This is a genomic window from Streptomyces sp. NPDC005962 (genome assembly GCF_040629205.1).
Taxonomy (GTDB): domain Bacteria; phylum Actinomycetota; class Actinomycetes; order Streptomycetales; family Streptomycetaceae; genus Streptomyces.
In genome coordinates this window covers 234,336-260,957 of the sequence record NZ_JBEXVE010000009.1, presented here as the reverse complement: position 1 = coordinate 260,957, position 26,622 = coordinate 234,336, and the positions used below count along the sequence as shown (strand labels likewise).

The following is a 26,622-nucleotide window of genomic DNA, read 5'->3' as shown; positions in this document are numbered from 1 at the left end:
ACCCGCCCCGTCCGAGAGGAGACCCACCGCCCATGCATGGCATCATCCGCGTCCTCACCTGTGACGACCCCACGGCGCTCGGCGCCCACGGCAGGGTCATCGAGGAGCGGTACGCCCTCGCCACCGTCTCCCGCTGCATCCCCGGCCAGCCGCACGGCATCCACGATGACGAGTCGGAACGCCGCGCCGAACCGAAGATCGTCTCCCTGGCCCGGGAACTGGCCGACGAGGGCGCCGAGGCCCTCATCATCAGCTGCGCCGCCGACCCGGCACTCGACCTGACCCGCGAGGCCGTTGACATACCGGTCATCGGCGCCGGTTCGGCGGCCGCCGCGGTCAGCCTCGGCCTCGGCCGCCGGGTCGGCGTGATCGGCATCCGCGACCAGGCCCCGCCCGCCGTACGCGCCGTCCTCGGCGACCACTTCGCCGGTTCGGCCCGCCCGCACGGCGTCCACCGCACCACCGACCTCAGCGCCCCCGGCGGCCGCGAGGCGGTGGTCGACGCCGCGTCCGAACTGCTCGGCTCCGGCGCGGACACCCTGCTGCTGGCCTGCACCGGCCTCAACACCATCGGCATCCGCCCGCTGCTGGAGGAGCGCCTGCGGGTGCCGGTGGTGGACCCGGTGCTCGCGGCCGGTCTGATGGCGTCGTACGCGGCGTAGCCGCCCTCACACGAGGCTGTCCCGCCAGGCCTGGCGCAGGGCCGCGAAGCGGCCCTCGCCCGCGATGAGTTCGGCAGGGGTGCCGTCCTCGACGAGGTGGCCGTCGGCCATCACCAGGACGCGGTCGGCGATTTCCACCGTGGAGAGACGGTGGGCGATGACGACGGCGGTGCGGCCGCGCAGGACCGTGTCCATGGCGCGCTGGACGGCGCGTTCGCCCGGGATGTCGAGGGAGGACGTGGCCTCGTCGAGGATGAGGACGGCGGGGTCGGCGAGGAGGGCGCGGGCGAAGGCGACCAGTTGGCGCTGGCCCGCGGAGATGCGGCCGCCGCGCTTGCGGACGTCGGTGTCGTACCCGTCGGGCAGGGCGGTGATGAAGTCGTGCGCGCCGATGGCCTTCGCCGCCTGTTCGATGTCGGCGCGGGTGGCGTCGGGGCGGCCGATGGCGATGTTGTCGGCGACCGTGCCGGAGAACAGGAACGCCTCCTGGGTCACCATGACCACGCCGCGCCGCAGTTCGGGGGTGGCGAGGTCGCGCAGGTCGACGCCGTCGAGCAGCACCCGGCCGTCGGTGGGGTCGTAGAAGCGGGCGAGCAGCTTGGCGAGGGTGGACTTGCCCGCGCCGGTCGCGCCCACCACCGCGACGGTCTGCCCGGCGGGCAGGGTGAGGTCGAAGCGGGGCAGCACCTCGCCGCCGGTGCGGTAGGCGAAGCGCACCCCGTCGAAGACGACGGCGCGGCCGGGCGCCTCCGTGGGGCGCGGCGGCAGCGGGCGCGGGTCGGCCGGTTCGGGGACGGTGGGCCGCTGGGCCAGCAGGCCCGCGATCTTCTCCAGGGAGGCGGCGGCGGACTGGTAGGAGTTGAGGAACATGCCCAGGCGGTCGATCGGGTCGTACAGCCTGCGCAGATACAGCGCGGCCGCGGCCAGCACCCCCAGCTCCAGATCGCCCGAGGCGACCCGGTAGGCGCCCCACAGCACGATGGCGGCGACCGCGGTGTTGGCGGTCAGCCGGGAGCCGATGACATAGCGGGCCATCTCCAGGATCGCGGTCCCGTTGATCCGCTGATGGCGGTCGTTCAGTTCGCCGAAGTGGGTGTCGTTGGCGCGCTCGCGGCGGAAGGCCTGCACCGGGCGGATGCCGTTCATGGTCTCGGTGAAGGCGACGATGACGGCGGCGGTGGCCGTCGACCGCTTGCGGTAGACGCGCATCGACCTGCGCCGGAAGGAGCGGATGAGCAGATACAGCGGCCAGAAGGAGAGCACGGCCGCGGCGCCGAGCCCCCAGTCCAGGTACAGCAGGGTCGCGGCGATGTAGACGACGGACAGCGCGATGCCGAGCAGCTCCTCCAGCCCCTCGTTGAGCAGTTCTCGCAGCGATTCGACGTCCGTCGTGGCGCGGGAGATGAGCCGCCCCGAGGTGTACCGCTCGTGGAAGTCCACGCTGAGGACCTGGGCATGGCGGTAGATCCGGCCCCGCAGGTCCAGCAGCACGTCCTGGCTGATGCGGGCGGAGGCGCGGATGAACGCGAACTGGAGGGCGCCGGAGGCCAGCGCGCAGCCCAGATAGGCGGCCCCGACGGCGGTGAGCGGGCCGTGGTCGCCGTCCCGGAAGGCGGGCACCGCGCGGTCGATGGCGAACGCGACGAGCAGCGGGCCCGCCTGCACCGCGGCCTGCTGCAGCAGCAGGAGGACGGCCGCGAGCCGGACGCGGGCGCGGCGCGGGGCGAGCAGCGAGCGCAGCAGGGAGAGGGACGCGCCCTTGGGGGCGGGCAGCACATCGTGGTCGAAGGGGTCGCCCCCGACCGGGCTCTCCTCCTCAGCCGTGCGGTCCTCTTCGGCCGTGCGCTTCTCCTCGGCCGTCCGGTCCGCCTCGGCTGTGCGCTTCCCCTTGGCCGTGCGCTTCTCCTTCGTGGTGTCCCGCGCGTCCTCGGCCGTCGTCATGGGCCGTCCTCCCCCTCCGCGTCGTCCTGTCCCGACATCAGCGCCCGGTAGGCCGCGCTGTCCCGCAGCATGTGGTGGTGGGTGCCGACGGCGGTGATACGGCCGTCCTCCATCAGCGCCACCCGGTCGGCGAGCAGCACGGTCGACGGCCGGTGCGCGACGACCAGCGCGGTCGTCGTCGCGAGGACCTGCCGCAACGCCGCCTCCACCCGCGCCTCGGTGTGCACGTCCAGCGCGGACAGCGGGTCGTCCAGCACCAGGAAGCGCGGTGCGCCGACGACGGCGCGGGCCAGCGCGAGCCGCTGCCGCTGCCCGCCGGACAGGCTCAGCCCCTGCTCGCCCACCTCGGTGTCGGTGCCCTTCGGCAGGGCGTGCACGAACTCCGCCTGCGCCACCTCCAGGGCCCGGACCAGCGCTGCCCGATCGGCGCCCGCGTCGCCCGTACCGTCCGAGCCCATCAGCACGTTCTCACCGGCCGTCGCCGAGAACAGGGTGGGCTCCTCGAAGGCGACGGCGACCAGGGCGCGCAGCTCGTCGCGGGGGAGCGCGGCGATGTCCCGCCCGTCGAGGGTGATCCGCCCGCGCGTCACCTCGTGCAGCCTCGGTACGAGGGCGGTCAGCGTGGTCTTCCCGGAGCCCGTCGCCCCGACGAGCGCCATGGTCTCGCCGGAGCGGATGTGCAGGTCGATCCCGCGCAGCACGGGCGGGGCGGCCGCGGGGGCGTCGCCGTACCGGAACTCCACCCCCTCGAACCGCAGCCCGCCCTCGTCCCGCTGCCGGGGCAGCACGGAAGCCCTCTCCACCGGGCCGTCCGCCGCGTCCGCCGGGGTGGCGTCCATGACCTCGAAGAAGCGGTCGGTGGCCGTCGCCGAGTCCTGGCTCAGCGCCAGCAGGAAGCCCAGGGACTCCACCGGCCAGCGCAGGGCCAGGGCCGTGGACAGGAAGGCGACGAGCGTGCCCGCCGAGAGGTCGCCGTCGGCGACCTGGATGGTGCCGAGGACCAGGGCCGTGCCGATCGCCAGCTCCGGCAGGGTCATGATCAGCGCCCAGATGGTGGCCAGCATCCCCGCCTTGCGCAGCTCGGTGGCGCGCACCCGCTCCGTGAGGGCCCGGAAGGCGCGGGCCTGGCTGCGGTGGCGGCCGAAGCCCTTGACGATGCGGATGCCGAGCACGCCCTCCTCGACGACCGTCGTCAGATCCCCGGTCTGGTCCTGGGCGGTGCGGGCCACGGCCGCGTACCGCTTCTCGAACAGCGAACAGAAGATCATCAGCGGGATGGCCGGGGCCAGGAGCACCAGCCCCAGCGCCCACTGCTGCGCCAGCAGGATCGCGAAGCCGACCACGATGGTGACCCCGTTGACCACCAGGAAGGTCAGCGGGAAGGCCAGGAACAGCCGCAGCAGCATCAGATCGGTCGTGGCCCGCGACAGCAGCTGGCCCGAGGCCCAGCGGTCGTGGAAGGAGACCGGCAGCCGCTGGAGATGGCGGTAGAGAGAGGCGCGCATGGAGGCCTCGACGGACGCCAGCGGCCGCGCCACCAGCCAGCGCCGCAGCCCGAACAGCGCGGCCTCGGCCAGCCCGAGGGCGAACAGCAGCGCACCGCCCAGCCACACCCCGCCCGGGTCGCGGTCGGCGACCGGCCCGTCCACCATCCACTTGAGGACGAGCGGGATGACCAGGCCCAGGCAGGAGGCGACTACCGCCACCCCCGCCGCCGTGAAGAACCGGGCCCGCACCGGACGCAGGTAAGGCCACAGCCGCAGCAGGGAGCGCGTGGTGGAGCGGTGCCGCGGGGCGGCTCCGCCCTCCTGGGCCCGGGGTGTCGTCGTCACAGCCATCAGTGGCGAGACTACGGTCCGCCACTGACAGAGCTCACTCGGTTTTTTGGCGTAGGTCCGCGGCCGGGAGAGCGCGCAGCAGCAGAACCGAGCGCTCCGGTAGCTCGATCGACGCACCCGCCGGGTACCGTGCGCCGGGTGGGGCGTCCTGGTCCTCGCGCGAGGTGTCCAGCAGGAGTTCGTAGCCCGCCGCCCACGGCGGCCCGGGCAGCGTGAAGGGCAGCGGTCCGGCGCCCGCGTGGAGCAGCGTCAGAAAGCTGTCGTCGGTGACCGGCACGCCCCGCGGATCGCGCTGCGGCAGGTCACGGCCGCAGAGGTGGACGCCGAGGGCGGTCGGGGGCGCGTACCAGTCGGATTCGGTCATCTCCTCGCCGCGCGGCGTGAACCAGGCGAGGTCGCGCACCCCGTCCGGGGGCCGGGCGCGGCCGGAGAAGAAGGCGGGCTGCCGCAGCACCGGATGGGCGCGGCGCAGCCGGATCAGGCGGGCGGTGAGATCGGTGAGCGCCTGCCAGCCCGGGTCGTCCAGCAGCGACCAGTCGACCCAGCCGGTGGCGTTGTCCTGGCAGTACGCGTTGTTGTTGCCGCCCTGGGTGCGGCCCATCTCGTCGCCCGCGACGAGCATCGGGACGCCGGTGGACAGCAGCAGGATGGCGAGCAGGCCGCGCAGTCTGCGGCGGCGCAGGGCGCGGATGTCCGGGTCGTCGGTCTCGCCCTCGGCGCCGCTGTTCCAGGAGCGGTTGTCATGGGTGCCGTCCCGGTTGCCCTCGCCGTTGTCCTCGTTGTGCTTGAGGTCGTAACTCACCAGGTCGCGGAGGGTGAAACCGTCGTGGGCGGTGATGAAGTTGACAGAGGCGGACGGTCCGCGTCCGCCGTGTCCGTACAGGTCGCTGGAGCCGGAGAGCCGGTAGCCGAGGTCGCGCACATCGGGCAGGGCGCCGCGCCAGAAGTCCCGTACGGCGTCGCGGTAGCGGTCGTTCCACTCGGCCCACAGCGGGGGGAACGCGCCCACCTGGTAGCCGCCGGAGCCCACGTCCCAGGGCTCGGCGATCAGCTTGACGCGCCGCAGCACCGGGTCCTGGGCGATCACGGTGAGGAACGGGGAGAGCATGTCGACGCCCGTGCCGCCGCCGTGCGCGGAGCGGGCCAGCGCGGCTGCCAGGTCGAAGCGGAAGCCGTCCACGCCCATCTCGGTGACCCAGTAGCGCAGCGAGTCGGTGATCAGCCGGAGCACCTGCGGCTGACCGGACTGGAGGGTGTTGCCGCAGCCGGTGAAGTCGGTGTAGCGGCGCGGGTCCTGCTGGAGGCGGTAGTAGCCGCGGTTGTCGATGCCGCGCAGCGAGAGGGTCGGGCCCAGCTCGCCCGCCTCGGCGGTGTGGTTGTAGACGACGTCGAGGATGACCTCGATCCCGGCGGCGTGCAGGGCGCGCACCATCCGCCGGAACTCGCCCACCTGCTGGCCCCGGGTGCCGGTGGCCGCGTATCCGGAGTGCGGGGCGAAGTAGCCGATGGAGTTGTAGCCCCAGTAGTTGCGCAGGTTCCGCCGCAGCAGATGGTCCTCGTGCGCGAACTGGTGCACCGGCAGCAGCTCCACCGCCGTCACCCCGAGCCGGGTGAGGTGCTCGATCGCGGCGGGGTGGGCGAGCCCGGCGTAGGTGCCGCGCAGCTCGGGCGGGACGCCGGGGTGGCGCATGGTGAAGCCGCGCACATGGAGTTCGTAGATCACCGACTCGGCCAGGGGGGTCCTGGGGCGGCGGTCCCCGGTCCACCCGTCCGGCGGCCCGCCCGGGGCCTCGTCGCCCAGGACGACGCCCTTGGGAACGTACGGGGCCGAGTCGCGCTCGTCCCGTACGGTGTCGGCGACGTGCTGCTGCGGCCAGTCCCGTACGTGGCCGTAGACCTCGGCGGGCAGCGGACCGCCGGGCCGCCCGAAGTCGCCGTCCACGGCGCGCGCGTACGGGTCCAGCAGCAGCTTGGCCGGGTTCCAGCGGGCGCCGGTCCACGGGTCCCAGCGGCCGTGCACGCGGTAGCCGTACCGGCGGCCGGGCAGCACCCCGGGTACGAAGCCGTGCCAGATCTCATGGGTCTGCTCGGTCAGCGAGTGGCGGCTCTCCCCGCCGTCGTCGTCGAACAGGCACAGCTCGACGGCCTCCGCACCGCCCGCCCACAGCGCGAAGTTGGTGCCGGGCACCCCGTCGGGCCCGCGGTGCACCCGCGCGCCGAGCGGCTGCGGACCGCCCGGCCACGCGGCGGGTCCGGCGGGTCCGGTCGCGGGTCCGGCCGTGGGGGCGCCGCCGCGCGGGGCGGGCAGCGGTGCGGGCGCGGCGGGGCGGCGGAGGGCCGGTCCGGCGGCGGGCGGGGCGGGTAAGCCGTCGGAGGGCTCCAGGGTGTGCTGCTCGACTGCTTTCGACACATGCGCCTCCGGCGGCTCGCACGGGACCGGGCTCCGCACCTCCCGTCCGGAGCCCGACGGACCGGGCGGCACCGCCCCGCGGCGTCCCGACCGCGTCCGGCTGTGCCCGGTAGCCCTTTTGTGCCCGCAATCCCGGCGGCCCTCACGTTTCCGCGCCCCGGCGCGGCGGCGGTGCGCGCCCAGCGCACCCGCGCCCGGTCACGGGGACCGCTCCCACCTGGGACAGAACCGTAACCCTCGGACATGATCCCGCTGTCGGTGCGATGTGATTACCTATCGGCATGCGCGCGGGTGCGCGTCTGTGCGTGACGGGGCTGCCGCGGGGGCCGCGGCTCCGCAGAGGGGAGCAGTTGTGAGGGTGCGGCCGATTTCGGGGATGCCGGGGATGCCGGGGATATCGCGGGCGCGGGCCCGCAGGGGACTTTTCGCGCTGCTGCTCGGCGCGTTGCTGACGCTGGTGGCCGCGTGCGGCGGAGGCGGTTCCGGCGACGACGGCAAGCAGGGCAAGGACACCGAGGCCGCCAAGCCGAGGCCCTCCCGGGCCGTGGTGTCGGTCGAACCGGGGGACGGGGCGAAGGGCGTCGGCACCAGCGGCGCGCTCAAGGTCACCTCCGCCAAGGGCAAGCTGACGTCCGTCAAGGTCGAGGACGACAAGGGCCGCGCGGTCGCCGGGAAGACCGCCGGGAGCGGCACGAGCTGGAAGCCGGACGGGCACCTGCGCGCCGACACCACGTACACGGTGGACGCCCTCGCGAAGGACGCGGACGGCCGCGCGGCCCGCAAGCACACCACCTTCACCACGCTCAAGCCCGAGGAGACCTTCGTCGGCGTCTACACCCCGGAGGACGGCTCCAAGGTCGGCGTCGGCATGCCGGTCTCGCTCCGCTTCAACCGGGGGATCACCGACCCGGGCGCGATCGAGAAGGGCATCAAGGTCAGCGCCTCCCCGTCGGTGCCGATCGCGAGCCACTGGTTCGGCAACGACCGGCTGGATTTCCGCCCCGAGAAGTACTGGAAGCCCGGCACCAAGGTGACGCTCAAGCTGGACCTCGACGGCGTCGAGGGCCGCCCGGGGGTGTACGGGGACCAGAGCAAGACCGTGAAGTTCACCGTCGGCCGCAGCCAGATATCCGTCGTGGACTCCAAGGCCCACACCATGAAGATCAAGCGGGACGGCAAGACCCTCAAGACGCTCCCGATCACCTCGGGCGCTCCCGGCCACGAGACGTACAACGGCATCATGGTCATCAGCGAGAAGCTCGCCGTGACCCGGATGGACGGCGCGACGGTCGGCTTCAAGGGCGAGTACGACATCAAGGACGTGCCGCACGCGATGCGGCTGTCGGACTCCGGCACCTTCCTCCACGGCAACTACTGGGCGGGCAAGTCCACGTTCGGCACGGCCAACGTCAGCCACGGCTGCGTCGGCCTCTTCGACCAGCGCGGCGGAGGCGATCCGTCCACCCCGGCTGCCTGGTTCTTCGGCCAGTCGCTCATCGGGGACGTGGTCATCGTGAAGAACTCGGACGACGAAACGATCCAGCCGGGCAACGGGCTCAGCGACTGGAACATGTCCTGGGAGAAGTGGAAGGCGTAGAGGCACCCGGGCGGCGCGCATCCACGGCCACTAATCTGCGGCGTATGACTGTGAATCTTGAGCTCGCCGACGGCGTGGCCACCTTCCGTCTCGACCGCCCCCCGATGAACGCGCTCGACGTCGCCACCCAGGACCGGCTGCGGGAACTCGCCGCCGAGGTGACCCGCCGCGACGACGTACGGGCCGTGGTCGTCTGGGGCGGCGAGAAGGTGTTCGCGGCGGGCGCGGACATCAAGGAGATGCGGGACATGGACCACGTCGCGATGGTGGCCCGCTCCCGCGATCTGCAGGACGCCTTCACCGCCGTCGCCCGCATCCCCAAGCCCGTGGTCGCCGCCATCACCGGCTACGCCCTCGGCGGCGGCTGCGAGCTGGCGCTGTGCGCCGACTTCCGGATCGCCGCCGAGAACGCCAAGCTCGGTCAGCCCGAGATCCTGCTCGGGCTGATCCCGGGCGCGGGCGGCACCCAGCGCCTGTCCCGGCTGGTGGGCCCCTCCCGGGCCAAGGACCTCATCTTCACGGGCCGTCAGGTGAAGGCCGACGAGGCGGCCGCCATCGGGCTGGTCGACCGGGTCGTCCCGGCCGAGGAGGTCTACGAGCAGGCCCACGCCTGGGCGGCGAAGCTGGCCAAGGGCCCGGCGATGGCGCTGCGCGCGGCCAAGGAGGCGGTGGACGCGGGGCTGGAGACGGACCTCGACACCGGGCTCGCCATCGAACGCAACTGGTTCGCCGGGCTGTTCGCCACCGAGGACCGGCAGACCGGGATGCGGAGCTTCGTCGAGGACGGCCCGGGCAAGGCCACGTTCTCCTGACCTTGCCGCTGACCGGGCCCCTGACCGGCTCGGGTATGCCCCGTGCGAGCGAATTTCTTCACCTGCCGAGCGGCCGCCCGTTGGCCGGTTCCGGTACGCTGGGTGATCACGCATACGCGTGGTGACATCGCTGGTCAAGTGGGGTGTTTTGGCTCCCCGCGCTGCCAATGGCACAACTGGGATCGGTTTGTGGAGCCTGGGGCTCCGGTGTTCGGAATCCCCTGGTTCCGCCCCGGATGGTCTTTCGGGCGTCCATCATGGGGGGCATGGCGGGCTTGGAGGGAATGGAGCAGCCGCAGCAGCGCACTGGTACGGCTGCGGTCCGGCGGCTGCCGTCCGCCGGGGAGGACCCGACTCTCAGGGCGCTCGAACTGTTCGGGAATCCCGCGGACGAAGAGGTGCGGCTGCCGTCCCGGCCCGAATCCGCGGCCACCGCACGCCGGTTGACCGAGTTCGTGGTGCTGCGGGACTGGGGGCTCACCTGTCAGCTCGCCGAATACGCCGTGCTGCTCGTCTCGGAGCTGGTGGGCAACGCCGTGCGCCACACCGGCGCCCGCACCTTCGGGCTGCGGATGCTGCACCGCCGCGGCTGGATTCGGGTCGAGGTGCGCGATCCGTCGCGCGGGCTGCCGTGTCTGCTGCCGGTCGGGGCGCTCGACACCAGCGGGCGCGGCCTCATGCTGGTGGATCAGCTCTCGCAGCGCTGGGGCGTGGACCTGCTGCCGTGCGGCAAGACGACCTGGTTCGAGATGCGGGTGACGGAGAGCGTCTGAGATGACCTAGGGCAGAGGTCCCGACCGTCCTCGTGTGACGGTCCGGGGACCTCTGTCCGCCCCGCCGTGGAGCGGAAGGGGTGTGGCTCCACGGCATTCGGGGGAACGACCTGGCCCGGGTCAATGGGGGGCCGCGGTCCTGACTATTGCAGACCCGCCGGATCAGCTCCAACTCAATCCAAGGTGAGCTCTGACACTTGCCTTGTTAATGGCGGGTAGAGTTGTGAGTTTCCCTTGCTGTTCATCTCCCTGTAGGGCCGGTACGGAATCGTCAGTGGTGCAGACCGGGACGCGGGTTCTTTCTTTGCCTGTCGGTTCTTGGCATGGCCCTGCCGACGCTTCACCATGGGAATCCGCGCTACGCGCGTCACACCCCGTCAGATCCCTTGTCCTGGCACTGCATTCGGGAGCCCCCCATGGAAGCGCACGGCCCTGCCCCCACCCGACGCACCCTCCTCCGCTCCGGCGCCGGTCTCGGCGCCGCCGCCCTCGGACTCGCCGCCACCGCCACCGCGCCCGCCGCCCACGCCGCCGACAGACGCGGCCGCCGCGCCGCCGCCTATCCCCCCACCCACTGGATTCCGGCCTCCGCCTCCAACTACCGCGTCTCCAGCCGCCCCACCGCGTACCCGATCGACTTCGTCGTCATCCATGTGACCCAGGAGACCTTCCCGGACGCGGTGAAGATCTTCCAGGACCCGGCCCGGCAGGTGTCCGCCCACTACATGGTCGCCTCGGCCGACGGCTACATCGGGCAGTTCGTCCGCGAGAAGGACGTCGCGTGGCACGCGGGCAACAAGGACTACAACAACCGCGGCATCGGCATCGAGCACGAGGGGTGGGTGGACGACCCCGCCTGGTTCACCGAGGAGATGTACGCCTCGTCCGCCGCCCTGACCGCCGCCGTCTGCGACCGCTTCGGCATTCCCAAGGACCGCGAGCACATCATCGGCCACAGCGAGGTCCCCGGCGCCGACCACACCGACCCCGGTCCGCTGTGGGACTGGGACCGCTATATGGAGCTGGTCGGCCAGGGCTGACCACGCGCGCGGAACCTCTGACCAAGGCCGCTAATCTGTGCGGGTCAGACTCACGCACGAAAGGGGCGGAACAGGTGGCGGACATCGACGCGGCGCGCAAGGCGTTCGAGCGGTACGACCTCGACGGGGACGGACTGATCACGGCGGCCGAGTACAAGAGCGTGATGGCGCAGCTGGGGGACCCGTATGTCACGGAGCCCGTCGCCCAGGCCGTCATCAACGCCCATGACGGCAACGGAGACGGTCAGCTCAACTTCGACGAGTTCTGGGCCGCTCAGGGCAACGACTGACTCATCGGGTCGCCCCTCCCGGGCTGCCCATCGGCTCCGGTCCGGTCCGGTCCGGGCCGCACGGCGGCGCCGCCGGCGCGTCAGCGCCAGCCGCGCCGCTGTGCGCTCGCCCGCCGCCGCCGGTCGTTGCACAGCAGACAGCGGCCATAGCCGGGCGGCAGCGGATCGTCCGCGTCCCCGTACAGCGGATCGACGGCCCCGCGCGGATGCTGGGCGCAGCCGGTCGCCCCGTGCTCGGCGGTCAGCGCACCGGCTGCGGCGAGCGCCCGGCGCAGCGCGTCGGCGAGCTGCTCGGTCTCCTGGCCCGAGGGGCTGGCGTCGAGGGAAAAGGCGATGTCGGACGCGGTCGTGAGCGCGCTGCGGAGTTCGTGCAGGTCTGCGTAGCTCATACCGGGAAGCGTAGGCGCCCCCACCGACAACGCCCCCACCGGCAATGTCCTCGCCCGTGATGCCGCCGCGACCGCCCTTACGCCTGGCTCTGCCCCTCCGCCTCGGCCTGCCCCTTCGTCTCCGGCTGCGCCGTCGTCTCGCTCTCCTCCGTGCGCTCTTCCTCGTCGTCGCCGTCCACGAGGTCCTCCAGCGCGTTCGCCACCCGGGTCACCGTGGCCCAGGTCTTCAGCGATGTCTTGCTGGAGAAGTCGGCCACGTTCTTGTCCACCGGCCGGTCGGTGTACTGGTGAATCCGCCACTTCGCCTTGATCCGCGGCTTGCCCGACGCGACGTAGTCGGCGATCCACAGCCCGTCCCCGGAGTAGGACGTGGTGTCGTGGTTGAGCCAGAAGCTCCGGTTGCAGTACAGCAGCACCCGGTGGGTGGGCCGCAGCTTCTTGACCTCCCGGATGAACCGGTCCTTTTCCGCGTTGCTCGCGCGCGTCCCCGAGCCGGTGGTCTCCCAGTCCACGGCGAGCAGATCGTGCTTCTGGGAGGCGCACTTCTCGACGAAGTACTTGGCCTGCGCGGCGATGTTCCCGGGCCACAGGAAGTGGTAGAAGCCGACGACGCACCCGGCCTTGCGCGCCCGGGCCGCCTGCGAGGACTGCTTCGGGTTGATGTACGACCGGCCCTCGGTGGCCTTGATGAAGACGAAGGCCAGTCCGTCCGTGTCGAAGCTGGACTGGTGCGAACTCACGTCGATGCCGTGCAGCATGGTTCCTGCCTCAGAAGTGGAAAAGGGGACGGGCGGTCTCCCTTGTCATGCCCTGTCCAGGACACTACGCAACGCTGTGGGGGTCACGCACGGTATTTGCACATGCGACTGATTTGGCCGGGAAATTCGTGTTTCCTCCCCACCGCCGTGATAAGTCACCGGCTCACCCCCGGACATGAGTCTGCAGGACATCGCAGGTGTACTGGAACTCCTCCGTCAACCGGGTCGCCTCGATCACCAGCACCCCGTACGGCCGCGTGGGGTCGCCCAGCGGCAGACCGTCGCTCTCCGCCTGCTCGGTGACGGTCCGGCGCTGCCGCTGCATGTCCTCGGCCAGCTCGCACAACTGCGCGGCCTGGTCCCGCAGATGCGTCTCGTCCAGCCGGGCCAGGACCCGCACGATCTCCTCCAGCGAGCCGAGGAAACCGCCGTAGCAGCGCAGAAACCGCCGGTAGGAGTAGTCCCGCTCCTCGTCGCGCCACCGCTCCAAGCTCCGGGTGAGCGACGCCAGTTGATACGCGGCCCGCTCCAGCGCGTCCAGAACGGCGCGGTAGTTCGCGAACGACGTGCGCCCCCGGTGCCGGGGCAGCAGCCGCCGCGGATTGAACGGAACGCTCTCCTCCGCGGTCTGCAGCCCCGACCTCGCCTGGGTGACCAGCGCCTGGGCGTGGCCGGACCGCGAACGCCAGTGCCGCGCGTGCTCCTCGGCGCACTCGCCGTCCCGCAGTGCCGGTCCCATATCGGCGAGCAGCGACTCCAGCGCCCCGGCCAGGGCCCGGATGCCGTACTCCGCGCTGCGGTACCGCAGCGGCGGGACGAGCACGACGTTCACCAGCAGCCCGAGCGAACAGCCGACCAGGACGAGCAGCACGATCTGGCCCAGCTGGGTGGCCCGTTCCGCGTTGTCCGTCGCGGAGACGTACGTGGAGAACGCGAAGAACGCCGCCGTCGCGACCTGCGACCGCTGCGCCCCCAGCGCTCTCCACTGCCCTATCGTCAGCGCGATCACGGCGACCAGGACGAACGTCAGCGGATCGGGCCCGGTCACGAACCCCAGCGCCGCCTGGACCGCCACCCCCGTCACCACCGCGGCGACATAGCGCAGGGACTGCGCGATCGACTGGTACACCGTCACGTTCATGATGAGGACGGCGGAGAAGGGCGCGAACGCGGGGGACTGGGCGTGCAGCAGATCCTCCGCCGTGAACCACGCGAGGGTGGCGGCGAGGGTGCTCTTGCAGATCAGCAGCAGCGTGTGCCGCTCCGGCCCATGCGCCCCCGCTGCCCACCGCCCCCACTCCCGCAGCCGCCCCCGCCTCGTCCGTTCCTCGTCATGCCCACCGCCTGTGCTCGTCTGGCCGTCCATCCGGCTATGGGTTCCCCCTCAGCGGCCCCTCTCACCTGAGGGGAAACGGAGGGTGGCGGCGTCGGCCGTCCACTCGACCCCACCCCGCTCCGGCCGGAGGAAGGCCACCCGATAGCCGGTCGCCTGGTGATCGAAGAGCAATTCGTCGGGCGAGTGCACCGCCTGCACCACCCCCGTCCGGTCGCTGGCCGGGTCGTACGCCAACTGCCCGGGGACGGGGCGCTGCGGCTGGCTGCTCTGCTGGTTCATGCGGTTCGCTCTCCGGGGTTGATGCGGATGTGGACGGTGTGGGCGGGATGGCGGCGGCGCAGCACCTCGTAGTCGGTGGCCCTGCTGTAGTCCCCGGCCTGTTCGGCCTCTTCGCGCAGCACCTCGTAGTGGCGGCAGCGGGAGCAGGCGTCCGGCTCCGGCGGAGGTGCGCCGCTGGATTCGTTGATGTGTTCGGAGGGAAACACCATGGGGGGTTCTTCCTGACCTGGATGTCTCTTGCGAGCTTTAATCACTGTGTGTACTCCCAGCGTTGCCCTGCGGGGCCGCGCGCAACAGGGATCGGGGCACACCAGGAGGCTTGGGGTGAGGGGAGATCCACAGGTGAGTGAGACCGACGAGGGTTCGGAACCGGAGAGCGGCCCGGCGTTTCTCGGCGCCGAGGTGCGGATCTGGCGGCTGCGGGCGAAGCTGAGCCAGCGGGAGTTGGGCTTGGAAGCCAACTACGGGCAGCAATATGTGGCCAAGGTGGAGGCGGGTGAGCGGCTGGCCAGCCAGGAGTTCGCGAAGGCGTGCGACCAGGTCTTCTGTACCCCGGGTTTGTTCTGGCGGCTGCGGGAGCGCGCGAGTCAGCACGGCTATCCGGACTGGTTCGTGCCGTACGTCCAGTTCGAGCGGCAGGCGACGAGCATCCTGGACTACTCAGCCACGTTCGTCATGGGCATGTTGCAGACGGCCGACTACGCACGGGCGGTCTTCCGTAGTGCCCATCCACGAGAGGATGACGTCAAGATCGAAGCCAAAGTGGAGCGGCGGCTGCGAAGGCGGGAGGTGATGGAGAAAGACGCAACTCCGCTGCTGTGGTGCATCCTGAACGAGGCCTGTGTACGTACCGTCGTGGGCGGCGCCGACGTGATGCGTGCGCAACTCGCCCATCTCCTCAAGGAAGCAGAAGCCCCGGACGTCACCTTGCAGGTACTGCCGTTCGCGGCAGGAGCGCCACCTGTGCCGGGAAGCTTCACGCTTCTGACGTTCGACGAAGGGCCGGACATCGCGTACGCGGATACGGCGATGTCGGGTCAGATGGTCGACTCCAAGGCGGAAGTGGAGCGCGCCGCGGCCAGGTACCAACGGCTTCGGGCTGCGGCTCTTCACCCCAAGGAGTCGTTGGACATGATCCGTAGAGTGATGGAGGAGTACACCTGATGGAAGCCGCCCTCGACCTGTCGTGCGCTGAGTGGGTCAGGTCCAGTTACAGCAGCGGCGACGAAGGTCAGTGCGTGGAGTTCGCGCCTGGCATAGCCGCCACCGCCGGTGTCGTCCCGGTGCGGGACAGCAAGAACTCGGCGGGTCCCGCCCTGGTCTTCCCGGCGGCCGCGTGGGACTCGTTCACCACCGCCCTGCGCGGCGGAGAGTTCCCCACCGCCTGAGGCACAGCGCCGCGAGGCCCCGTCGTCCTCTCGTACGAGAGCGACGGGGCTGTCGTCAGACCTTGACCACGCGGCGTCCGCGCGCCGTACGAGCTTGAACAGCCAGTCGCGGTACACGACCAGCGTCCCGCTCACGCGGCGTCTGTCGAGTCCGCCGTGGCTCGTCGCAGGAGGGCCCGCTTCCCTTCGACCGAGGCCTGATCGACCGGCCCATGCTCGGCTTCAGCATCCTCGATCAACTCACGCAGCCGGTCCCGCTCCAGTTGGCGCTGGATGAGGGCTTCGACGTATGCCGACATGCCGCGCTTGCCGATGCGCTCTTTGAGCGCAGCGATCATGCCCTCGTGGAGGGATACGGACACCGGCCTGGTGGGGCCTTTGCCGGGGGCGGGAGGAGTGGCCATGGGCCCCATGGTCGCAGGAGCGGGATCTCCTCCCTTCTCATTCCCTTGTCGCGCTCATGCCCGCCCTTTGGCCTCGCCATCCGGATCGAACATCCGTCGGGGGCTGGGCGTGGCGCTGCTCATGGTGGCGGCGGCGTACACGCGCGGGGTCTCCGAGAACACCGGGGAGTCGCTGGTCAAGGTCGTGCGGGCGGCGAGCTACACTGCCGACCCGGTCATCGAAGAGCTGATGAAGCTCGCACCCCTGCTGTTCATGGCGTGGAACGTCAGAATCCGCCGACAGTGGGGGGTGCGGCTCCTGGTCCGATGCGGACTCGGCCTCGGCCAGACCTGAGCGGACACCCCGGCCGCCCTGTCCGGCCAGGGGGATGCCTTCGGGGGATACAGTCCTGCCAGGGACCTGGCCGGGGCCGTGGGAGGGGCTGGTGTGTTCGAGATGGTGACGGTGGGCGCGCTCACCGCGTTCCTTACGGCGGTGGGCAACGGCGCCGCCGGAGAGGTCGGCAAGCAGGTGCTCGTCTCGACGGGCGCCCTGGTGCGGCGGACCCTGGGGCGGGAGGCGCCGCTGCCGAGCAGCCCGGAGGGGTGGGAGCTGCTGGCGCGTCAGATGCACCCCCGGCTGCTGGAGGACCCCCGCCGGACGGATGAGTTCTCCCGGCTGCTGCGGAGCCTGCCCGAGGTGGACTTGCTTCCGGGGGCCGGACTGCCGCCCGCCACGCGGGACTTCACCGACCGTCAGACCGTACTGAAGAAGCTCAAGCGCGAGGCGACCCGCCCCGCCGCAGGGCGGCCGCGGGTCGCGCTGCTGTACGGGTCGCCCGGCATCGGCACCAGCGCGGTGGCGCTGCACTGCGGCGCCGACCGGATCGCGCGGTACCCCGACGGGCAGTTCTACGTCGACGCACGCGACACCGCGGCCGAGAACGGCCTCGAACCGGCCGTCGTCCTGCTGCGCCTGCTGCGGCAGATGGGCGTCGCCCCCGACAAGATGCCGCCCACCGAGGTGGGGCGCGAAGCGCTGTACCGGCGGTTGACGGCGGGCCGCCGGGCGCTCGTGGTGATCGACCACGCCTCCTCGGCCGCGCAGGTCCGTGGCCTCATCCCGGCCACCCCGGAGGTGTTCCTGCTGGTCGTCGCGTCCGGACCGGCGTTCCTGCTGGAGGCTGAGCGGATCGCCGTACCGCCGCTGAAGGACCGGGACGCGGTGGAGTTGCTGCGCAAGGTGGCGGGGCCGGAACCGGTCGCGCGCGCCAAGCCGCACATGCCCGCCCTGCTCGACGGCTGCGCGGGCAACGCCTTCGCGCTGAAGGCCGCGGCGGTACGTCTGCTGACCGGCGAACCGTCCGCCGCGTCCGGGACGGAACCCGCACCGGACCGGCATCCGGTGCGCGGCATGGCCCACGACGCCTGCCGCCGTCTCCGCCCGGAGGCGGCGCGGCTGTGCCGGTTGACCGCGCTGGGCGGCTGGCCCGCCATCGACGCCCGCCTGGCCGGAGAGGCCGCGGGCGTGCCCCGGGAGGACGCCGCCCGCATGCTCGCCGAGGCGGCGGACGTGCGGCTGATGGAGCCGGTGGGGGACGGCCGCTACCGCTTCCGGCCCGAGGTGCGCCGTCACTTGGCCGACGCCGCGGTCCCGGAGCACGGCATCCCGGACTGCGTCGCGGCGGTGTCCCGCGCCCTCGACGACCTGCTGAACCGCGCGCTGCACGCCGCACGCGCCGCCCTCCCGCAGAGCTGGCGCACCGAGTCCGCACCCCACGGGGACACCCCGTACGGCGATGAGGCCGCGGGCATGACGGCGCTGCTCGCCGAGGCGGACAACCTGGTCCGGGCGGTCTCCGTCGCCGAGGAGTACCAGTACGTCGACACGGCGCTGTGGCTGGCCCGCGCGCTGTGGCCCCTGCAACTGAAGGCCGGATACTGGGACGAGGCCCTGCCCGCCCTCCGCATCGCGGCCCGCTGCGCCGACGAACATCACCCTCGGACCCGCCTCGCCGGGGCCCTCCACTTCCAGCTCGGCCACTGCCTGGGCGAGCTGAGGCAGTGGGAGGAGGCCGAACGCGCGGTGCGCGCCGCCGTCGACTGCGAACGCGCGGCGGGGCACGCCCGGGGCGAGGCGTCATCCGTCGAGATGCTGGGCCTGCTGTGCCTGTACCAGTGGCAGTACCCGCGGGCATACGAACGGTTCGCCGAGGCGGAGCGCGTCTACGGGCGGATCGGCCCCGACGACGATGGCGCCGGGGACCTCCCGCGCGCCCTCGCCCTGATCCAGCGCCACCAGGGGCGCGCCCTGCGTGGCATGGGGGACCTGACGGAAGCCGCCAACCGGCTGGAGTCCGCGCGGGCCTTCTTCGCGGCGCAGAACGAGGCGTACAACCTGGCCCGCACCCTCACCGACCTCGCCGAGACGCTGCACGAGGCGGGGGACGACGCGGAGGCTCTGACGAAGGTCGCCGAAGCGCAGAGCCTCCTCACCCCGGAGCAGGCGGCCCCTCACCTGGCCTACCTGGCCCACCTGCGCGAGCTCTGCGAGGCGTAGGCCCCGCTGGCCGCCGGGCGGTGGCTGGGGGCGTTCCTCTCCCCTACCCCGCCCCTTCCCGAAACCGGGGGCACCCCGGACCCCGGCCTGGTGGAGGTTTCGCTGCCGGGTGCGGCCCGGTGGCCGGGTTGTGCCCACCCGTTCCTCCCCCAGCTACCGCTGGGAGGTGCCCCCCCGGCGGAACGATTGCCCACAACCGGGGGTACGGAGCCGCTGACGATGCGGGTGGGGGGCGGGGTCGGGCCCACCCGGCGTCCGGCCGTCTGCCACGGGGCGGACCGGAGTGGGGCCGGGGCCGGGGTCACCGGTGGGGAGTCGCCGACGAGGCGGGAGGGGCGGGGTCGCCCACCCCGCCGACTGCCCGCCGGCGGGCGAACCGGGGGCGGACGGAGGGCTGGTCCACCGGCGGGAGGGGGCGGGGCCCCGTGCCCACCCCGTCCGGCCGTCCGCCGCCGGGTGGGGCGGAAGCGGGCCGGGGGCCGGTGGCCGTCGTACGACGGGAGGGGCGGGGCCGCTCCCACCCCCGCCCGGCGGCCGCCAACGGGCGGGCCGGAGGCGGACGGAGGGCCGGGGTCACCGGCGGGAGGGGGCGGGGCCGTGCCCACCCCCGCCCGGCGCCCGCCGCCGGGCGAACTGGAGGCGGACCTAGGGTTGGGCCACCGGCGGGAGGGGGCGGGGTCGCAGGGGTGGGGTGCTGGACGATGACGTGTATTTGTGGCGCCTACTCCCGGCCCACCCCACGTTCTACGGCACCGGCGCCAAAAATATACGAGTCCAGGGCCCTGCCCCGGAGGCCCCGCACCCGCACCCACTCACGACACGCGCACCCCGCGCACCACCCGCACCTCGTGCACCCCGCCCGCCACCCGCACCCGCAGGGTCACCGGCAACGCCCCGCCGCCCGCCTGCCACGCGTACAGCGACGACGCGTATACCGCCGGGTCGGCGTCCGCGTTCGGGGTGCCCGATAGATGGAGTACGCCGTGATCCCGGGTGCGGACAGTGCACGTGTCCGGGCCCGTCACGTACGCGGCCAGCGCGCAGTGCGGATACCGGCGCAGCACCTCCGCCGTCCAGCCCTCCGCGCCGCCCAGCCGGGGATCGTCCGGCGGACCCTCGCGCAGGATCACGTCGGCCCGGGTCAGGTCGCCGGGGTCGCGGGTGTCCTCGTGGACGGCGAGATGGGCGTCGCCGACCGCGTCGTACGGGTGGCCCGTGGTGCGTTCGATCCAGACATCAGGCCCGCTCACCCGCGTACGGACGTTCAGGGGAGCCGTACGACGCGCCGGGCCGTACGGCGGCAGGGGCAGCGGCTCCAGGAGGGCGGGGGCCGGGGGCTCGGGCAGGTCCATCAGCGCGTAGAAGTGCCGCCGTAGCAGCGCGGCCGACGCGCCCGGGGCCGACGTCGTGAACGACGCCGGGCCCGCGGCCGGGCGGTGCCGCGCCATCAGCTCCTCCACCTGATCCCGCAGCGGGCCGAGCGGATCGAGCCGGGGCGCGTCCCGGACGAACGCCGTGAGTGGGGCGTCGGGATCGAGTCGCTGCTGCGTGGCGGACGCGAGCAGGACGGGGGTGCCCAGCGCCGCGGCGTAGTACGAGACCGCCCCGAAGTCGCCCACGACGGCGTCCGCGGCCAGCAGGGCCTGCCGCCACGCGTGCACGGGGTCGATCAGGGTCAGCCCGCTGCGGAGGGCCCGGTCGAGCCAGACGCGGATCTGGCCAGGGCCGTGGCCGTACCAGATGTTGGGGTGCAGCACGGCCGCCAGCCGGTAGTCGTCGGCGGGCAGTTCGGCGGCGAGCCGGGGCAGCAGTCCGGGCAGGACGTCCTGGTCGCCGCCGTTGCCGAAGAAACCCTCCGGGTTCCAGGTGGAGTTGAGGACGACGAGGCGCTGCCCCCGGCGCACGCCCAGGGCGCGCCGGAACCGCTCCCGGTGGGGCCGGGCGGCCAGCATGCGATCGAAGCAGGGGTCGCCCGCCAGGACGGACGCGGCCTCGGCCTCGGGGCAGACGCGCTGCAGCCGCTCCAGCTGCTCGGGGTGGGACAGGACGAGTCCGTCCACGAACGGCTGCCCGTCCACGAGCAGCCACTCCGGCGACAGGCCGAACGTCGGCTCACGGATGTCCCCCGGTTGAGCGAGCCGTTTCGTGTAGCCGACGCCGTGCGACAGGACGGTCAGTTTGCCGTGCAGCCCGCTGAGTTGACCGCCGAAGCTCGCCGAGACCGCCAGATCCACCGGTGTCGCGAGCGCCTGCGCCCATGGCAGCACCGGCAGCCCCAGGTCCGCGAACAGCTCCCGCACTCCGCCCTGGAACGCGGACGACTCCGTCGAGGTGACCAGGAGCTGCACCCGGAAGTCGTCGTGGAACAGCGGCAGGACGTCCAGCAGCCGCCCGGCCGAGGTGACGTTGTGCACGACGAGCAGGACGCGGCGGCTCGCCGCACGGCTGGTCCAGCGGTCCGCGTCGTCCCCGACCGGGACCCGTATCGCCGGAATATCGGACGGCGGATCAGCCGACGTCACGGGCCACCCCCATTCGTCAGCACTCGATGACGTTGACCGCGAGCCCGCCCCGCGCCGTCTCCTTGTACTTGACCTTCATGTCGGCGCCGGTGTCCTTCATGGTCTTGATGACCTTGTCGAGGGAGACATGGTGGCGGCCGTCGCCGCGCAGCGCCATCCGCGCGGCGGTGACGGCCTTGACCGCCGCCATGCCGTTGCGCTCGATGCAGGGGATCTGGACGAGACCGCCGACCGGGTCGCACGTCAGGCCGAGGTTGTGTTCCATGCCGATCTCGGCGGCGTTCTCGACCTGTTCCGGGCTGCCGCCCAGCACCTCGGCGAGGCCGCCCGCGGCCATGGAGCAGGCGGAGCCGACCTCGCCCTGGCAGCCGACCTCGGCGCCGGAGATCGAGGCGTTCTCCTTGAAGAGCATGCCGATGGCACCGGCCGCGAGGAGGAAGCGGATGACGCCTTCCTCGTCGGCGCCCGGGACGAAGCGGGTGTAGTAGTGGAGGACGGCCGGGATGATCCCGGCGGCGCCGTTCGTCGGGGCGGTGACGACGCGGCCGCCCGCCGCGTTCTCCTCGTTGACGGCCATGGCGTACAGCGTGGTCCACTCCATCGCCCGGGCGGCCGCGTCGCCTTCGGAGCGCAGGGCGCGGGCGGCGTTGGCGGCGCGGCGGCGGACCTTGAGGCCGCCGGGCAGGATGCCCTCCTGGGACAGGCCGCGGGCGACGCACGCCTCCATGACCTGCCAGATCTCCAGCAGGCCCGCGCGGATCTCGTCATCCGTGCGCCAGGCCTTCTCGTTCTCCAGCATCAGGGCGGAGATGGACAGGCCGGTCTCGCGGGAGAGCCGCAGGAGTTCGTCGCCGGTGCGGAAGGAGTACTTCAGCACGGTGTCGTCGAGCTTGATGCGGTCCTCGCCGACCGCGTCCTCGTCCACGACGAAGCCGCCGCCGACCGAGTAGTAGGTCTTCTCCAGCAGCGGATGGCCGGAGTCGTCGTACGCGAAGAGGGTCATGCCGTTGGCGTGGTACGGCAGGGAGCGGCGGCGGTGCAGGATCAGCTCGTCGGACTCGTCGAAGTCGATCTCGTGGCCGTGGCCGCCCTCGATCTCGGCGGCGAGCAGCCGCAGCCGCTTGGTGGTGCGGATGCGCTCCACCTCGCTGTCGGCGGACTGGACGTCGACGCTGCGCGGGGAGTGGCCCTCCAGGCCGAGCAGCACGGCCTTGGGGGTGCCGTGGCCGTGGCCGGTGGCGCCGAGGGAGCCGAAGAGTTCGGCGCGTACGGAGGTGGTGTGGGCGAGCAGGCCCTCGTTCTTCAGCCGGAGGACGAACATCCGGGCCGCCCGCATCGGGCCGACCGTGTGCGAGCTGGACGGGCCGATGCCGATCGAGAAGAGATCGAATACCGAGATGGCCACCGGGGACTCCTTCGTCTGCACGGCGCGGCGTGGGGAGCGACGTGCGGGGTGGTGCGGTGCGGGGGCGCGCCGGGCGGACGCGCCCCCAGGGAGGCGCGCCGGGTGGGCGCGCCCCCCAGGGTCCGGGCCCCGGAAGGCCGGGACCCGGACTACTTCGACAGGTGCGGGTACAGCGGGTGCTTGTCGGCGAGGGCGGTGACCCGCGCCGACAGCGCGTCGGCGTCGTAGGCGGGCTTGAGTGCCTCGGCGATGATGTCCGCGACCTCGTGGAAGTCATCGGTGGTGAAGCCGCGGGTGGCCAGTGCCGGGGTGCCGATCCGCAGACCCGAGGTGACCATCGGGGGCCGCGGGTCGTTCGGGATGGCGTTGCGGTTGACGGTGATGCCGACCTCGTGGAGCCGGTCCTCGGCCTGCTTGCCGTCCAGTTCGGAGTTGCGCAGGTCGACCAGGACGAGGTGCACGTCGGTGCCGCCGGAGAGGACGGAGACGCCCACCTCGCCGACGTCGGCCCGGGTGAGCCGCTCGGCGAGGATCTTGGCGCCCTCGACCGTGCGCTCCTGGCGCTCCTTGAACTCGGACCCGGCCGCGACCTTGAAGGACACCGCCTTGGCCGCGATGACGTGCTCCAGCGGGCCGCCCTGCTGACCGGGGAAGACCGCGGAGTTGATCTTCTTGGCCAGCTCGGCGGTGGAGAGGATCACGCCACCGCGCGGACCGCCCAGGGTCTTGTGGGTGGTGGTGGTCACGACATGGGCGTGCGGTACGGGCGAGGGGTGGAGCCCGGCCGCGACCAGGCCCGCGAAGTGGGCCATGTCGACCATCAGGTACGCGCCGATCTCGTCCGCGATCCGGCGGAAGGCGGCGAAGTCCAGCTGACGCGGGTACGCCGACCAGCCCGCGATGACCAGCTTGGGACGGTGCTCCTTGGCGAGGCGCTCGACCTCGTCCATGTCGACCAGACCGGTCTCGGCGTCCACGTGGTAGGGCACCACGTTGTAGAGCTTGCCGGAGAAGTTGATCTTCATGCCGTGGGTCAGGTGGCCGCCGTGCGCCAGGCTCAGACCCAGGATGGTGTCGCCGGGGGAGAGCAGCGCGAACATGGCGGCCGCGTTGGCCTGCGCGCCGGAGTGCGGCTGGACGTTGGCGGCCTCGGCGCCGAAGAGCTCCTTGACGCGGTCGATGGCGATCTGCTCGACCACGTCGACGTGCTCACAGCCGCCGTAGTAGCGGCGGCCGGGGTAGCCCTCGGCGTACTTGTTGGTCAGGACCGAGCCCTGGGCCTCCATGACGGCGGCCGGAGCGAAGTTCTCCGAGGCGATCATTTCGAGGGTGGACTGCTGGCGGTGGAGTTCGGCGTCGACAGCAGCGGCGACGTCCGGGTCGAGCTCGTGCAGGGAGCTGTTGAGAAGCGACATCTGGGTCCCGATCGAAGAAGGAGGGTCAGTTGTGGGAGAAGGCGGCGTATTCCTCGGCGGACAGCAGGTCGCCCGGCTCGTCCGTCACCTTCACCTTGAACAGCCAGCCGCCCTCGAAGGGGGCGGAATTCACCAGCGCCGGGTCGTTCACCACGTCCTCGTTGATTTCGGTGACCTCACCGGAGACCGGCGCGTACAGGTCGCTGACCGACTTCGTGGACTCCAGCTCACCGCAGGTTTCACCGGCGGCGACGGTGGAGCCGACATCCGGGAGCTGGACGTACACGACATCACCGAGCGCGTTGGCCGCGTATTCGGTGATGCCGATCGTCGACACGCCGTCCTGGTCGGCGGCCGACAGCCACTCGTGCTCCTTGCTGTAGCGCAGCTGCTGGGGGTTGCTCATGGTCCGATTCTCCTGGATAGGGGGGAGTGCTTGGGAAACGGGTCTTAAGCGGTGGGACGGATCGGTGGGGAGGGGCGGGCCGCAGGAGGTTTCAGCGCTCGCGGCGGTAGAAGGGGAGCGCGACGACCTCGTACGGCTCCCGGGTACCGCGGATGTCCACCGTCACGCCCGGGCTGCCGGGCGCGGCGTGCTCCGCGTCGACGTACGCCATGGCGATCGGCTTGCCCAGCGTCGGGGAGGGGGCGCCCGAGGTGACCCGGCCGATCTCCGAGCCGTCGGGGCCGACCACGGCGTATCCGGCGCGCGGCACCCGGCGGCCCTCGGCGACCAGCCCGGCCAGCGTGCGCGGCGGCCGGGCCTCGGCCTCGCGCGCCGCGGCTTCGAGGGCCTGGCGTCCGACGAAGTCGCCGGGCTTGCCGAACTTCACCACCCGGCCGAGCCCCGCGTCGAACGGGGTCGTGTCGGTGGACAGCTCATGCCCGTACAGCGGCATCCCGGCCTCCAGGCGCAGCGTGTCCCGGCAGGACAGCCCGCACGGCACCAGCCCCACCGGGGCGCCCGCCTCGGTCAGCGCCTGCCAGACCCGCTCGGCGTCGTCCGGCGCGACGAACAGCTCGAAGCCGTCCTCACCGGTGTAGCCGGTGCGGGCGATCAGGGCGTCCACGCCCGCGACGGTGCCGGGCAGCCCCGCGTAGTACTTCAGCCCTTCCAGCTCGGCGTCGGTCAGCCCCTTCAGGATGCCGGGGGACTGCGGCCCCTGGACGGCGAGCAGCGCGTACGCGTCGCGGTCGTCCCGTACGACGGCGTCGAAGCCGGTGGCGCGCTCGGTCAGCGCGTCCAGCACCACCTGGGCGTTCGAGGCGTTGGCGACGACCAGGAACTCCCGCTCGGCGAGCCGGTAGACGATCAGGTCGTCGAGGATGCCGCCCTCGCTGTCGCAGATCATCGTGTAGCGGGCGCGGCCCACGGCGAGCGCCGAGAGATGGCCGACCAGGGCGTGGTCGAGGGCGTCCGCTGCCTGCGGCCCGGTGAGAGCGATCTCACCCATGTGGGAGAGGTCGAAGAGCCCGGCGCGGGTGCGCACCGCGGTGTGCTCGTCGCGCTCGCTCCCGTACCGCAGCGGCATGTCCCAGCCCGCGAAGTCGGTCATGGTGGCGCCGAGCGCACGGTGGACCGCGTCCAGCGCGGTGCGGCGGGGCGTGGGCGGGGCGTCGGTCATGGTTCAGCTCCCAAGGGCATGTTCACGGCGATGACGGGACGGACGGGCCGGAGGGGACGACAAGGACGGCACGGCGTCCTCCCCATCTGTCATCGGAACCTGAGAGGTTCGCCGTGACCGTTCCCGCGTGGCGGGGCCGGCTCGGCTTGCACCTTGGGTGGAGCCACATCGAGGTGGCCCGCTTTTCAGATCTGCCTCATCCGCGCGGTATCAGGGGCCTGAGAGATTCAAGGGAGGACTTGCTCCTTCGGCGCCTCGGAAAATCCCGGCGACTGCCGGTGACCGAGGACTCTCCCGCGTGGATTCAAGCGGCCGGTATGCAGTTGGCGCGGACATCATCGCACGTCCGCTCCGGAACGGAACCCCTGATCTGTGAGCGGCTCTGTGAGCGGTGTCGCGCCGGGGCCTCCTTGATGGGCATTACCTTTTCTTGACACTCTCGGGGTACGGAGCCGCTTGACCGACCTTGGAGGACGATCACGGTGCACGGGCAGGGAACATACGCGACAACACCAGGACCCCTGCCCGCGCGGCAGGAGCGGACGGCGCGATCAGGCGGCACGGGCGGCGAGGGCGGCATGGGCGGCACGGTCAGGCCGGATCGCCAGGCCGCCGTGCACGACCTGCGCGGGGGCGGGGCGGGAGCGGAGCTGCGCTACCCGGCACGGGACCTGATCATCGCCTCGGGGCTGCCCGGCAGCGGCAAGTCGACCCTGATCAACCGGGTCGTCCCCGGGATCGACCCGAGCGGCGCGGCCGTGGTGCGGGTGGACTCGCAGCGCACCCGGGAGGCCTGGGAAAGACGCATGCCGCGCTGGCTGCCGTACGCCGTCTACCGGCCGCTGGTCCGCTGCGCCCACTACGCGGGGCTGCGCCGGGCGCTCGGCTCGGGCGCGAGCGTCGTCGTCCACGACTGCGGCTCACAGCCCTGGGTGCGCCGCTGGCTGGCCCGGGACGCCCGGCGCACCGGCCGCGGGCTGCATCTGGTCCTGCTGGACGTGGACCCCGCGATCGCCCTGGAGGGGCAGGCCGCCCGCGGCCGGGGGGTCTCCGGCTTCGCCTTCGGACGGCATCAGCGGGCGATGGGCCGCCTGGTGGCGCGGGTGGAGGGCGGGCGTCCGCCGGAGGGCTGTGCCTCCGCCGTGCTGCTGGACCGGGCAACCGCGAGCACGCTGCGGGGCATCTCCTTCGAGTGACGG

General features: G+C 72.2%; 25 protein-coding genes and 1 riboswitch. Of the genes, 11 read left to right on the top strand and 14 right to left on the bottom strand.

The annotated features are described in order from the left end of the window. Positions 1 to 32: 32 nt before the first annotated feature. Positions 33 to 662, top strand: a complete 630-nt coding sequence (locus tag ABZ370_RS17945) for an aspartate/glutamate racemase family protein (RefSeq protein WP_358621447.1) — start codon at positions 33 to 35, stop codon at positions 660 to 662. Positions 663 to 668: 6 nt separating this feature from the next. Here the strand turns inward: ABZ370_RS17945 and ABZ370_RS17940 are convergent, their stop codons facing one another. Genes ABZ370_RS17940 through glgX form a run of 3 tightly spaced genes read right to left on the bottom strand, consistent with a single transcriptional unit; the run spans position 669 to position 6,749 of the window. Beyond that, positions 669 to 2,603 carry an ABC transporter transmembrane domain-containing protein gene (locus tag ABZ370_RS17940; protein ID WP_358621445.1) on the bottom strand — a complete coding sequence of 645 codons (1,935 nt, stop codon included), beginning with the start codon at positions 2,601 to 2,603 and terminating at the stop codon, positions 669 to 671. Next, the gene (locus ABZ370_RS17935) at positions 2,600 to 4,441 is read right to left on the bottom strand and encodes an ABC transporter ATP-binding protein (protein ID WP_358621443.1); all 1,842 of its coding nucleotides are present in this window, start codon (positions 4,439 to 4,441) and stop codon (positions 2,600 to 2,602) included. Before ABZ370_RS17935 ends, ABZ370_RS17940 begins: the two co-directional genes overlap by 4 nt. A gap of 34 nt (positions 4,442 to 4,475) precedes the next feature. Next, on the bottom strand, positions 4,476 to 6,749 hold the full coding sequence (glgX, locus tag ABZ370_RS17930; protein ID WP_358621604.1) for a glycogen debranching protein GlgX: 2,274 nt from the start codon (positions 6,747 to 6,749) through the stop codon (positions 4,476 to 4,478). Positions 6,750 to 7,227: 478 nt separating this feature from the next. Here glgX and ABZ370_RS17925 point away from each other — a divergent pair, with 478 nt between their 5' ends. The 5 genes from ABZ370_RS17925 (at position 7,228) to ABZ370_RS17905 (ending at position 11,363) form a co-directional block, all read left to right on the top strand. Further along, complete coding sequence (locus tag ABZ370_RS17925; protein WP_358621601.1) at positions 7,228 to 8,448, top strand: Ig-like domain-containing protein; 1,221 nt, start codon at positions 7,228 to 7,230, stop codon at positions 8,446 to 8,448. A gap of 44 nt (positions 8,449 to 8,492) precedes the next feature. Beyond that, complete coding sequence (locus tag ABZ370_RS17920; protein WP_358621440.1) at positions 8,493 to 9,260, top strand: enoyl-CoA hydratase-related protein; 768 nt, start codon at positions 8,493 to 8,495, stop codon at positions 9,258 to 9,260. 266 nt (positions 9,261 to 9,526) lie between these two features. Further along, entirely contained in the window at positions 9,527 to 10,033 is a 507-nt protein-coding gene (locus ABZ370_RS17915; RefSeq protein WP_358621438.1) for an ATP-binding protein, read from the top strand. Between the two features lie 416 nt (positions 10,034 to 10,449). Continuing rightward, entirely contained in the window at positions 10,450 to 11,073 is a 624-nt protein-coding gene (locus ABZ370_RS17910; protein WP_358621436.1) for an N-acetylmuramoyl-L-alanine amidase, read from the top strand. 74 nt (positions 11,074 to 11,147) lie between these two features. Then, complete coding sequence (locus tag ABZ370_RS17905) at positions 11,148 to 11,363, top strand: EF-hand domain-containing protein (protein WP_358621433.1); 216 nt, start codon at positions 11,148 to 11,150, stop codon at positions 11,361 to 11,363. 80 nt (positions 11,364 to 11,443) lie between these two features. On the opposite strand, the gene ABZ370_RS17900 is transcribed toward ABZ370_RS17905, so the two are convergent. The 5 genes from ABZ370_RS17900 to ABZ370_RS17880 form a co-directional block, all read right to left on the bottom strand. Beyond that, positions 11,444 to 11,752, bottom strand: a complete 309-nt coding sequence (locus ABZ370_RS17900; RefSeq protein ID WP_358621431.1) for a hypothetical protein — start codon at positions 11,750 to 11,752, stop codon at positions 11,444 to 11,446. 77 nt (positions 11,753 to 11,829) lie between these two features. After that, positions 11,830 to 12,510, bottom strand: a complete 681-nt coding sequence (locus tag ABZ370_RS17895; protein ID WP_358621428.1) for a glycoside hydrolase family 25 protein — start codon at positions 12,508 to 12,510, stop codon at positions 11,830 to 11,832. Between the two features lie 163 nt (positions 12,511 to 12,673). Beyond that, positions 12,674 to 13,876: an aromatic acid exporter family protein gene (locus ABZ370_RS17890; protein WP_358621426.1), complete on the bottom strand. Its 1,203-nt coding sequence runs from the start codon at positions 13,874 to 13,876 to the stop codon at positions 12,674 to 12,676. An 18-nt stretch (positions 13,877 to 13,894) separates the two neighbouring features. Beyond that, on the bottom strand, positions 13,895 to 14,125 hold the full coding sequence (locus ABZ370_RS17885; RefSeq protein WP_358621424.1) for a hypothetical protein: 231 nt from the start codon (positions 14,123 to 14,125) through the stop codon (positions 13,895 to 13,897). Continuing rightward, positions 14,122 to 14,334, bottom strand: a complete 213-nt coding sequence (locus ABZ370_RS17880) for a hypothetical protein (RefSeq protein WP_358621422.1) — start codon at positions 14,332 to 14,334, stop codon at positions 14,122 to 14,124. Before ABZ370_RS17880 ends, ABZ370_RS17885 begins: the two co-directional genes overlap by 4 nt. Positions 14,335 to 14,467: 133 nt before the next feature. On the opposite strand from ABZ370_RS17880, the gene ABZ370_RS17875 reads away from it, so the two are divergent. Continuing rightward, positions 14,468 to 15,289 carry a helix-turn-helix transcriptional regulator gene (locus ABZ370_RS17875; protein WP_358621420.1) on the top strand — a complete coding sequence of 274 codons (822 nt, stop codon included), beginning with the start codon at positions 14,468 to 14,470 and terminating at the stop codon, positions 15,287 to 15,289. Further along, positions 15,289 to 15,513 (top strand): DUF397 domain-containing protein, encoded by a 225-nt coding sequence (locus ABZ370_RS17870; protein ID WP_358621418.1) that lies wholly within the window; start codon positions 15,289 to 15,291, stop codon positions 15,511 to 15,513. The genes ABZ370_RS17875 and ABZ370_RS17870 overlap by 1 nt, the downstream gene beginning before the upstream one ends. 131 nt (positions 15,514 to 15,644) lie before the next feature. Here the strand turns inward: ABZ370_RS17870 and ABZ370_RS17865 are convergent, their stop codons facing one another. After that, positions 15,645 to 15,917 carry a hypothetical protein gene (locus tag ABZ370_RS17865; protein ID WP_358621415.1) on the bottom strand — a complete coding sequence of 91 codons (273 nt, stop codon included), beginning with the start codon at positions 15,915 to 15,917 and terminating at the stop codon, positions 15,645 to 15,647. A gap of 109 nt (positions 15,918 to 16,026) precedes the next feature. Here ABZ370_RS17865 and ABZ370_RS17860 point away from each other — a divergent pair, with 109 nt between their 5' ends. Together ABZ370_RS17860 and ABZ370_RS17855 are read left to right on the top strand one after the other, a co-directional pair. Then, positions 16,027 to 16,251 carry a hypothetical protein gene (locus ABZ370_RS17860; protein WP_358621413.1) on the top strand — a complete coding sequence of 75 codons (225 nt, stop codon included), beginning with the start codon at positions 16,027 to 16,029 and terminating at the stop codon, positions 16,249 to 16,251. A 102-nt stretch (positions 16,252 to 16,353) separates the two neighbouring features. After that, positions 16,354 to 18,456: an ATP-binding protein gene (locus ABZ370_RS17855; RefSeq protein ID WP_358621599.1), complete on the top strand. Its 2,103-nt coding sequence runs from the start codon at positions 16,354 to 16,356 to the stop codon at positions 18,454 to 18,456. Positions 18,457 to 19,268: 812 nt separating this feature from the next. Here ABZ370_RS17855 and ABZ370_RS17850 read toward each other — a convergent pair. The 5 genes from ABZ370_RS17850 to gcvT all read right to left on the bottom strand — a co-directional run bounded on the left by ABZ370_RS17850 (position 19,269) and on the right by gcvT (position 25,423). Further along, entirely contained in the window at positions 19,269 to 20,978 is a 1,710-nt protein-coding gene (locus ABZ370_RS17850) for a hypothetical protein (protein WP_358621410.1), read from the bottom strand. 16 nt (positions 20,979 to 20,994) lie between these two features. Further along, complete coding sequence (locus ABZ370_RS17845) at positions 20,995 to 22,383, bottom strand: L-serine ammonia-lyase (RefSeq protein ID WP_358621408.1); 1,389 nt, start codon at positions 22,381 to 22,383, stop codon at positions 20,995 to 20,997. Positions 22,384 to 22,532: 149 nt separating this feature from the next. Continuing rightward, positions 22,533 to 23,798, bottom strand: coding sequence for a serine hydroxymethyltransferase (glyA, locus tag ABZ370_RS17840; protein WP_358621405.1), 1,266 nt, complete (start codon positions 23,796 to 23,798; stop codon positions 22,533 to 22,535). 25 nt (positions 23,799 to 23,823) lie between these two features. Then, on the bottom strand, positions 23,824 to 24,204 hold the full coding sequence (gene gcvH, locus ABZ370_RS17835; protein ID WP_358621403.1) for a glycine cleavage system protein GcvH: 381 nt from the start codon (positions 24,202 to 24,204) through the stop codon (positions 23,824 to 23,826). A 91-nt stretch (positions 24,205 to 24,295) separates the two neighbouring features. After that, on the bottom strand, positions 24,296 to 25,423 hold the full coding sequence (gene gcvT, locus ABZ370_RS17830) for a glycine cleavage system aminomethyltransferase GcvT (protein ID WP_358621400.1): 1,128 nt from the start codon (positions 25,421 to 25,423) through the stop codon (positions 24,296 to 24,298). Positions 25,424 to 25,618: 195 nt separating this feature from the next. Beyond that, a riboswitch (glycine riboswitch) is annotated at positions 25,619 to 25,730 on the bottom strand. Positions 25,731 to 25,905: 175 nt separating this feature from the next. On the opposite strand from gcvT, the gene ABZ370_RS17825 reads away from it, so the two are divergent. Next, the gene (locus tag ABZ370_RS17825; RefSeq protein ID WP_358621397.1) at positions 25,906 to 26,619 is read left to right on the top strand and encodes an AAA family ATPase; all 714 of its coding nucleotides are present in this window, start codon (positions 25,906 to 25,908) and stop codon (positions 26,617 to 26,619) included. Positions 26,620 to 26,622 lie beyond the last annotated feature (3 nt).

Bases quoted from the DNA above. Each gene is read 5' to 3' on its own strand.
- ABZ370_RS17940 (WP_358621445.1), bottom strand. From the start codon at position 2,603: ATGACGACGGCCGAGGACGCGCGGGACACCACGAAGGAGAAGCGCACG.
- ABZ370_RS17855 (WP_358621599.1), top strand. From the start codon at position 16,354: ATGGTGACGGTGGGCGCGCTCACCGCGTTCCTTACGGCGGTGGGCAAC.
- ABZ370_RS17910 (WP_358621436.1), top strand. From the start codon at position 10,450: ATGGAAGCGCACGGCCCTGCCCCCACCCGACGCACCCTCCTCCGCTCC.
- ABZ370_RS17870 (WP_358621418.1), top strand. From the start codon at position 15,289: ATGGAAGCCGCCCTCGACCTGTCGTGCGCTGAGTGGGTCAGGTCCAGT.
- gcvH (WP_358621403.1), bottom strand. From the start codon at position 24,204: ATGAGCAACCCCCAGCAGCTGCGCTACAGCAAGGAGCACGAGTGGCTG.
- ABZ370_RS17880 (WP_358621422.1), bottom strand. From the start codon at position 14,334: ATGGTGTTTCCCTCCGAACACATCAACGAATCCAGCGGCGCACCTCCG.
- ABZ370_RS17945 (WP_358621447.1), top strand. From the start codon at position 33: ATGCATGGCATCATCCGCGTCCTCACCTGTGACGACCCCACGGCGCTC.
- ABZ370_RS17935 (WP_358621443.1), bottom strand. From the start codon at position 4,441: ATGGCTGTGACGACGACACCCCGGGCCCAGGAGGGCGGAGCCGCCCCG.
- ABZ370_RS17890 (WP_358621426.1), bottom strand. From the start codon at position 13,876: ATGGACGGCCAGACGAGCACAGGCGGTGGGCATGACGAGGAACGGACG.
- gcvT (WP_358621400.1), bottom strand. From the start codon at position 25,423: ATGACCGACGCCCCGCCCACGCCCCGCCGCACCGCGCTGGACGCGGTC.
- ABZ370_RS17895 (WP_358621428.1), bottom strand. From the start codon at position 12,510: ATGCTGCACGGCATCGACGTGAGTTCGCACCAGTCCAGCTTCGACACG.
- glyA (WP_358621405.1), bottom strand. From the start codon at position 23,798: ATGTCGCTTCTCAACAGCTCCCTGCACGAGCTCGACCCGGACGTCGCC.
- ABZ370_RS17915 (WP_358621438.1), top strand. From the start codon at position 9,527: ATGGCGGGCTTGGAGGGAATGGAGCAGCCGCAGCAGCGCACTGGTACG.
- ABZ370_RS17900 (WP_358621431.1), bottom strand. From the start codon at position 11,752: ATGAGCTACGCAGACCTGCACGAACTCCGCAGCGCGCTCACGACCGCG.
- ABZ370_RS17865 (WP_358621415.1), bottom strand. From the start codon at position 15,917: ATGGCCACTCCTCCCGCCCCCGGCAAAGGCCCCACCAGGCCGGTGTCC.
- ABZ370_RS17925 (WP_358621601.1), top strand. From the start codon at position 7,228: ATGCCGGGGATGCCGGGGATATCGCGGGCGCGGGCCCGCAGGGGACTT.
- ABZ370_RS17885 (WP_358621424.1), bottom strand. From the start codon at position 14,125: ATGAACCAGCAGAGCAGCCAGCCGCAGCGCCCCGTCCCCGGGCAGTTG.
- ABZ370_RS17920 (WP_358621440.1), top strand. From the start codon at position 8,493: ATGACTGTGAATCTTGAGCTCGCCGACGGCGTGGCCACCTTCCGTCTC.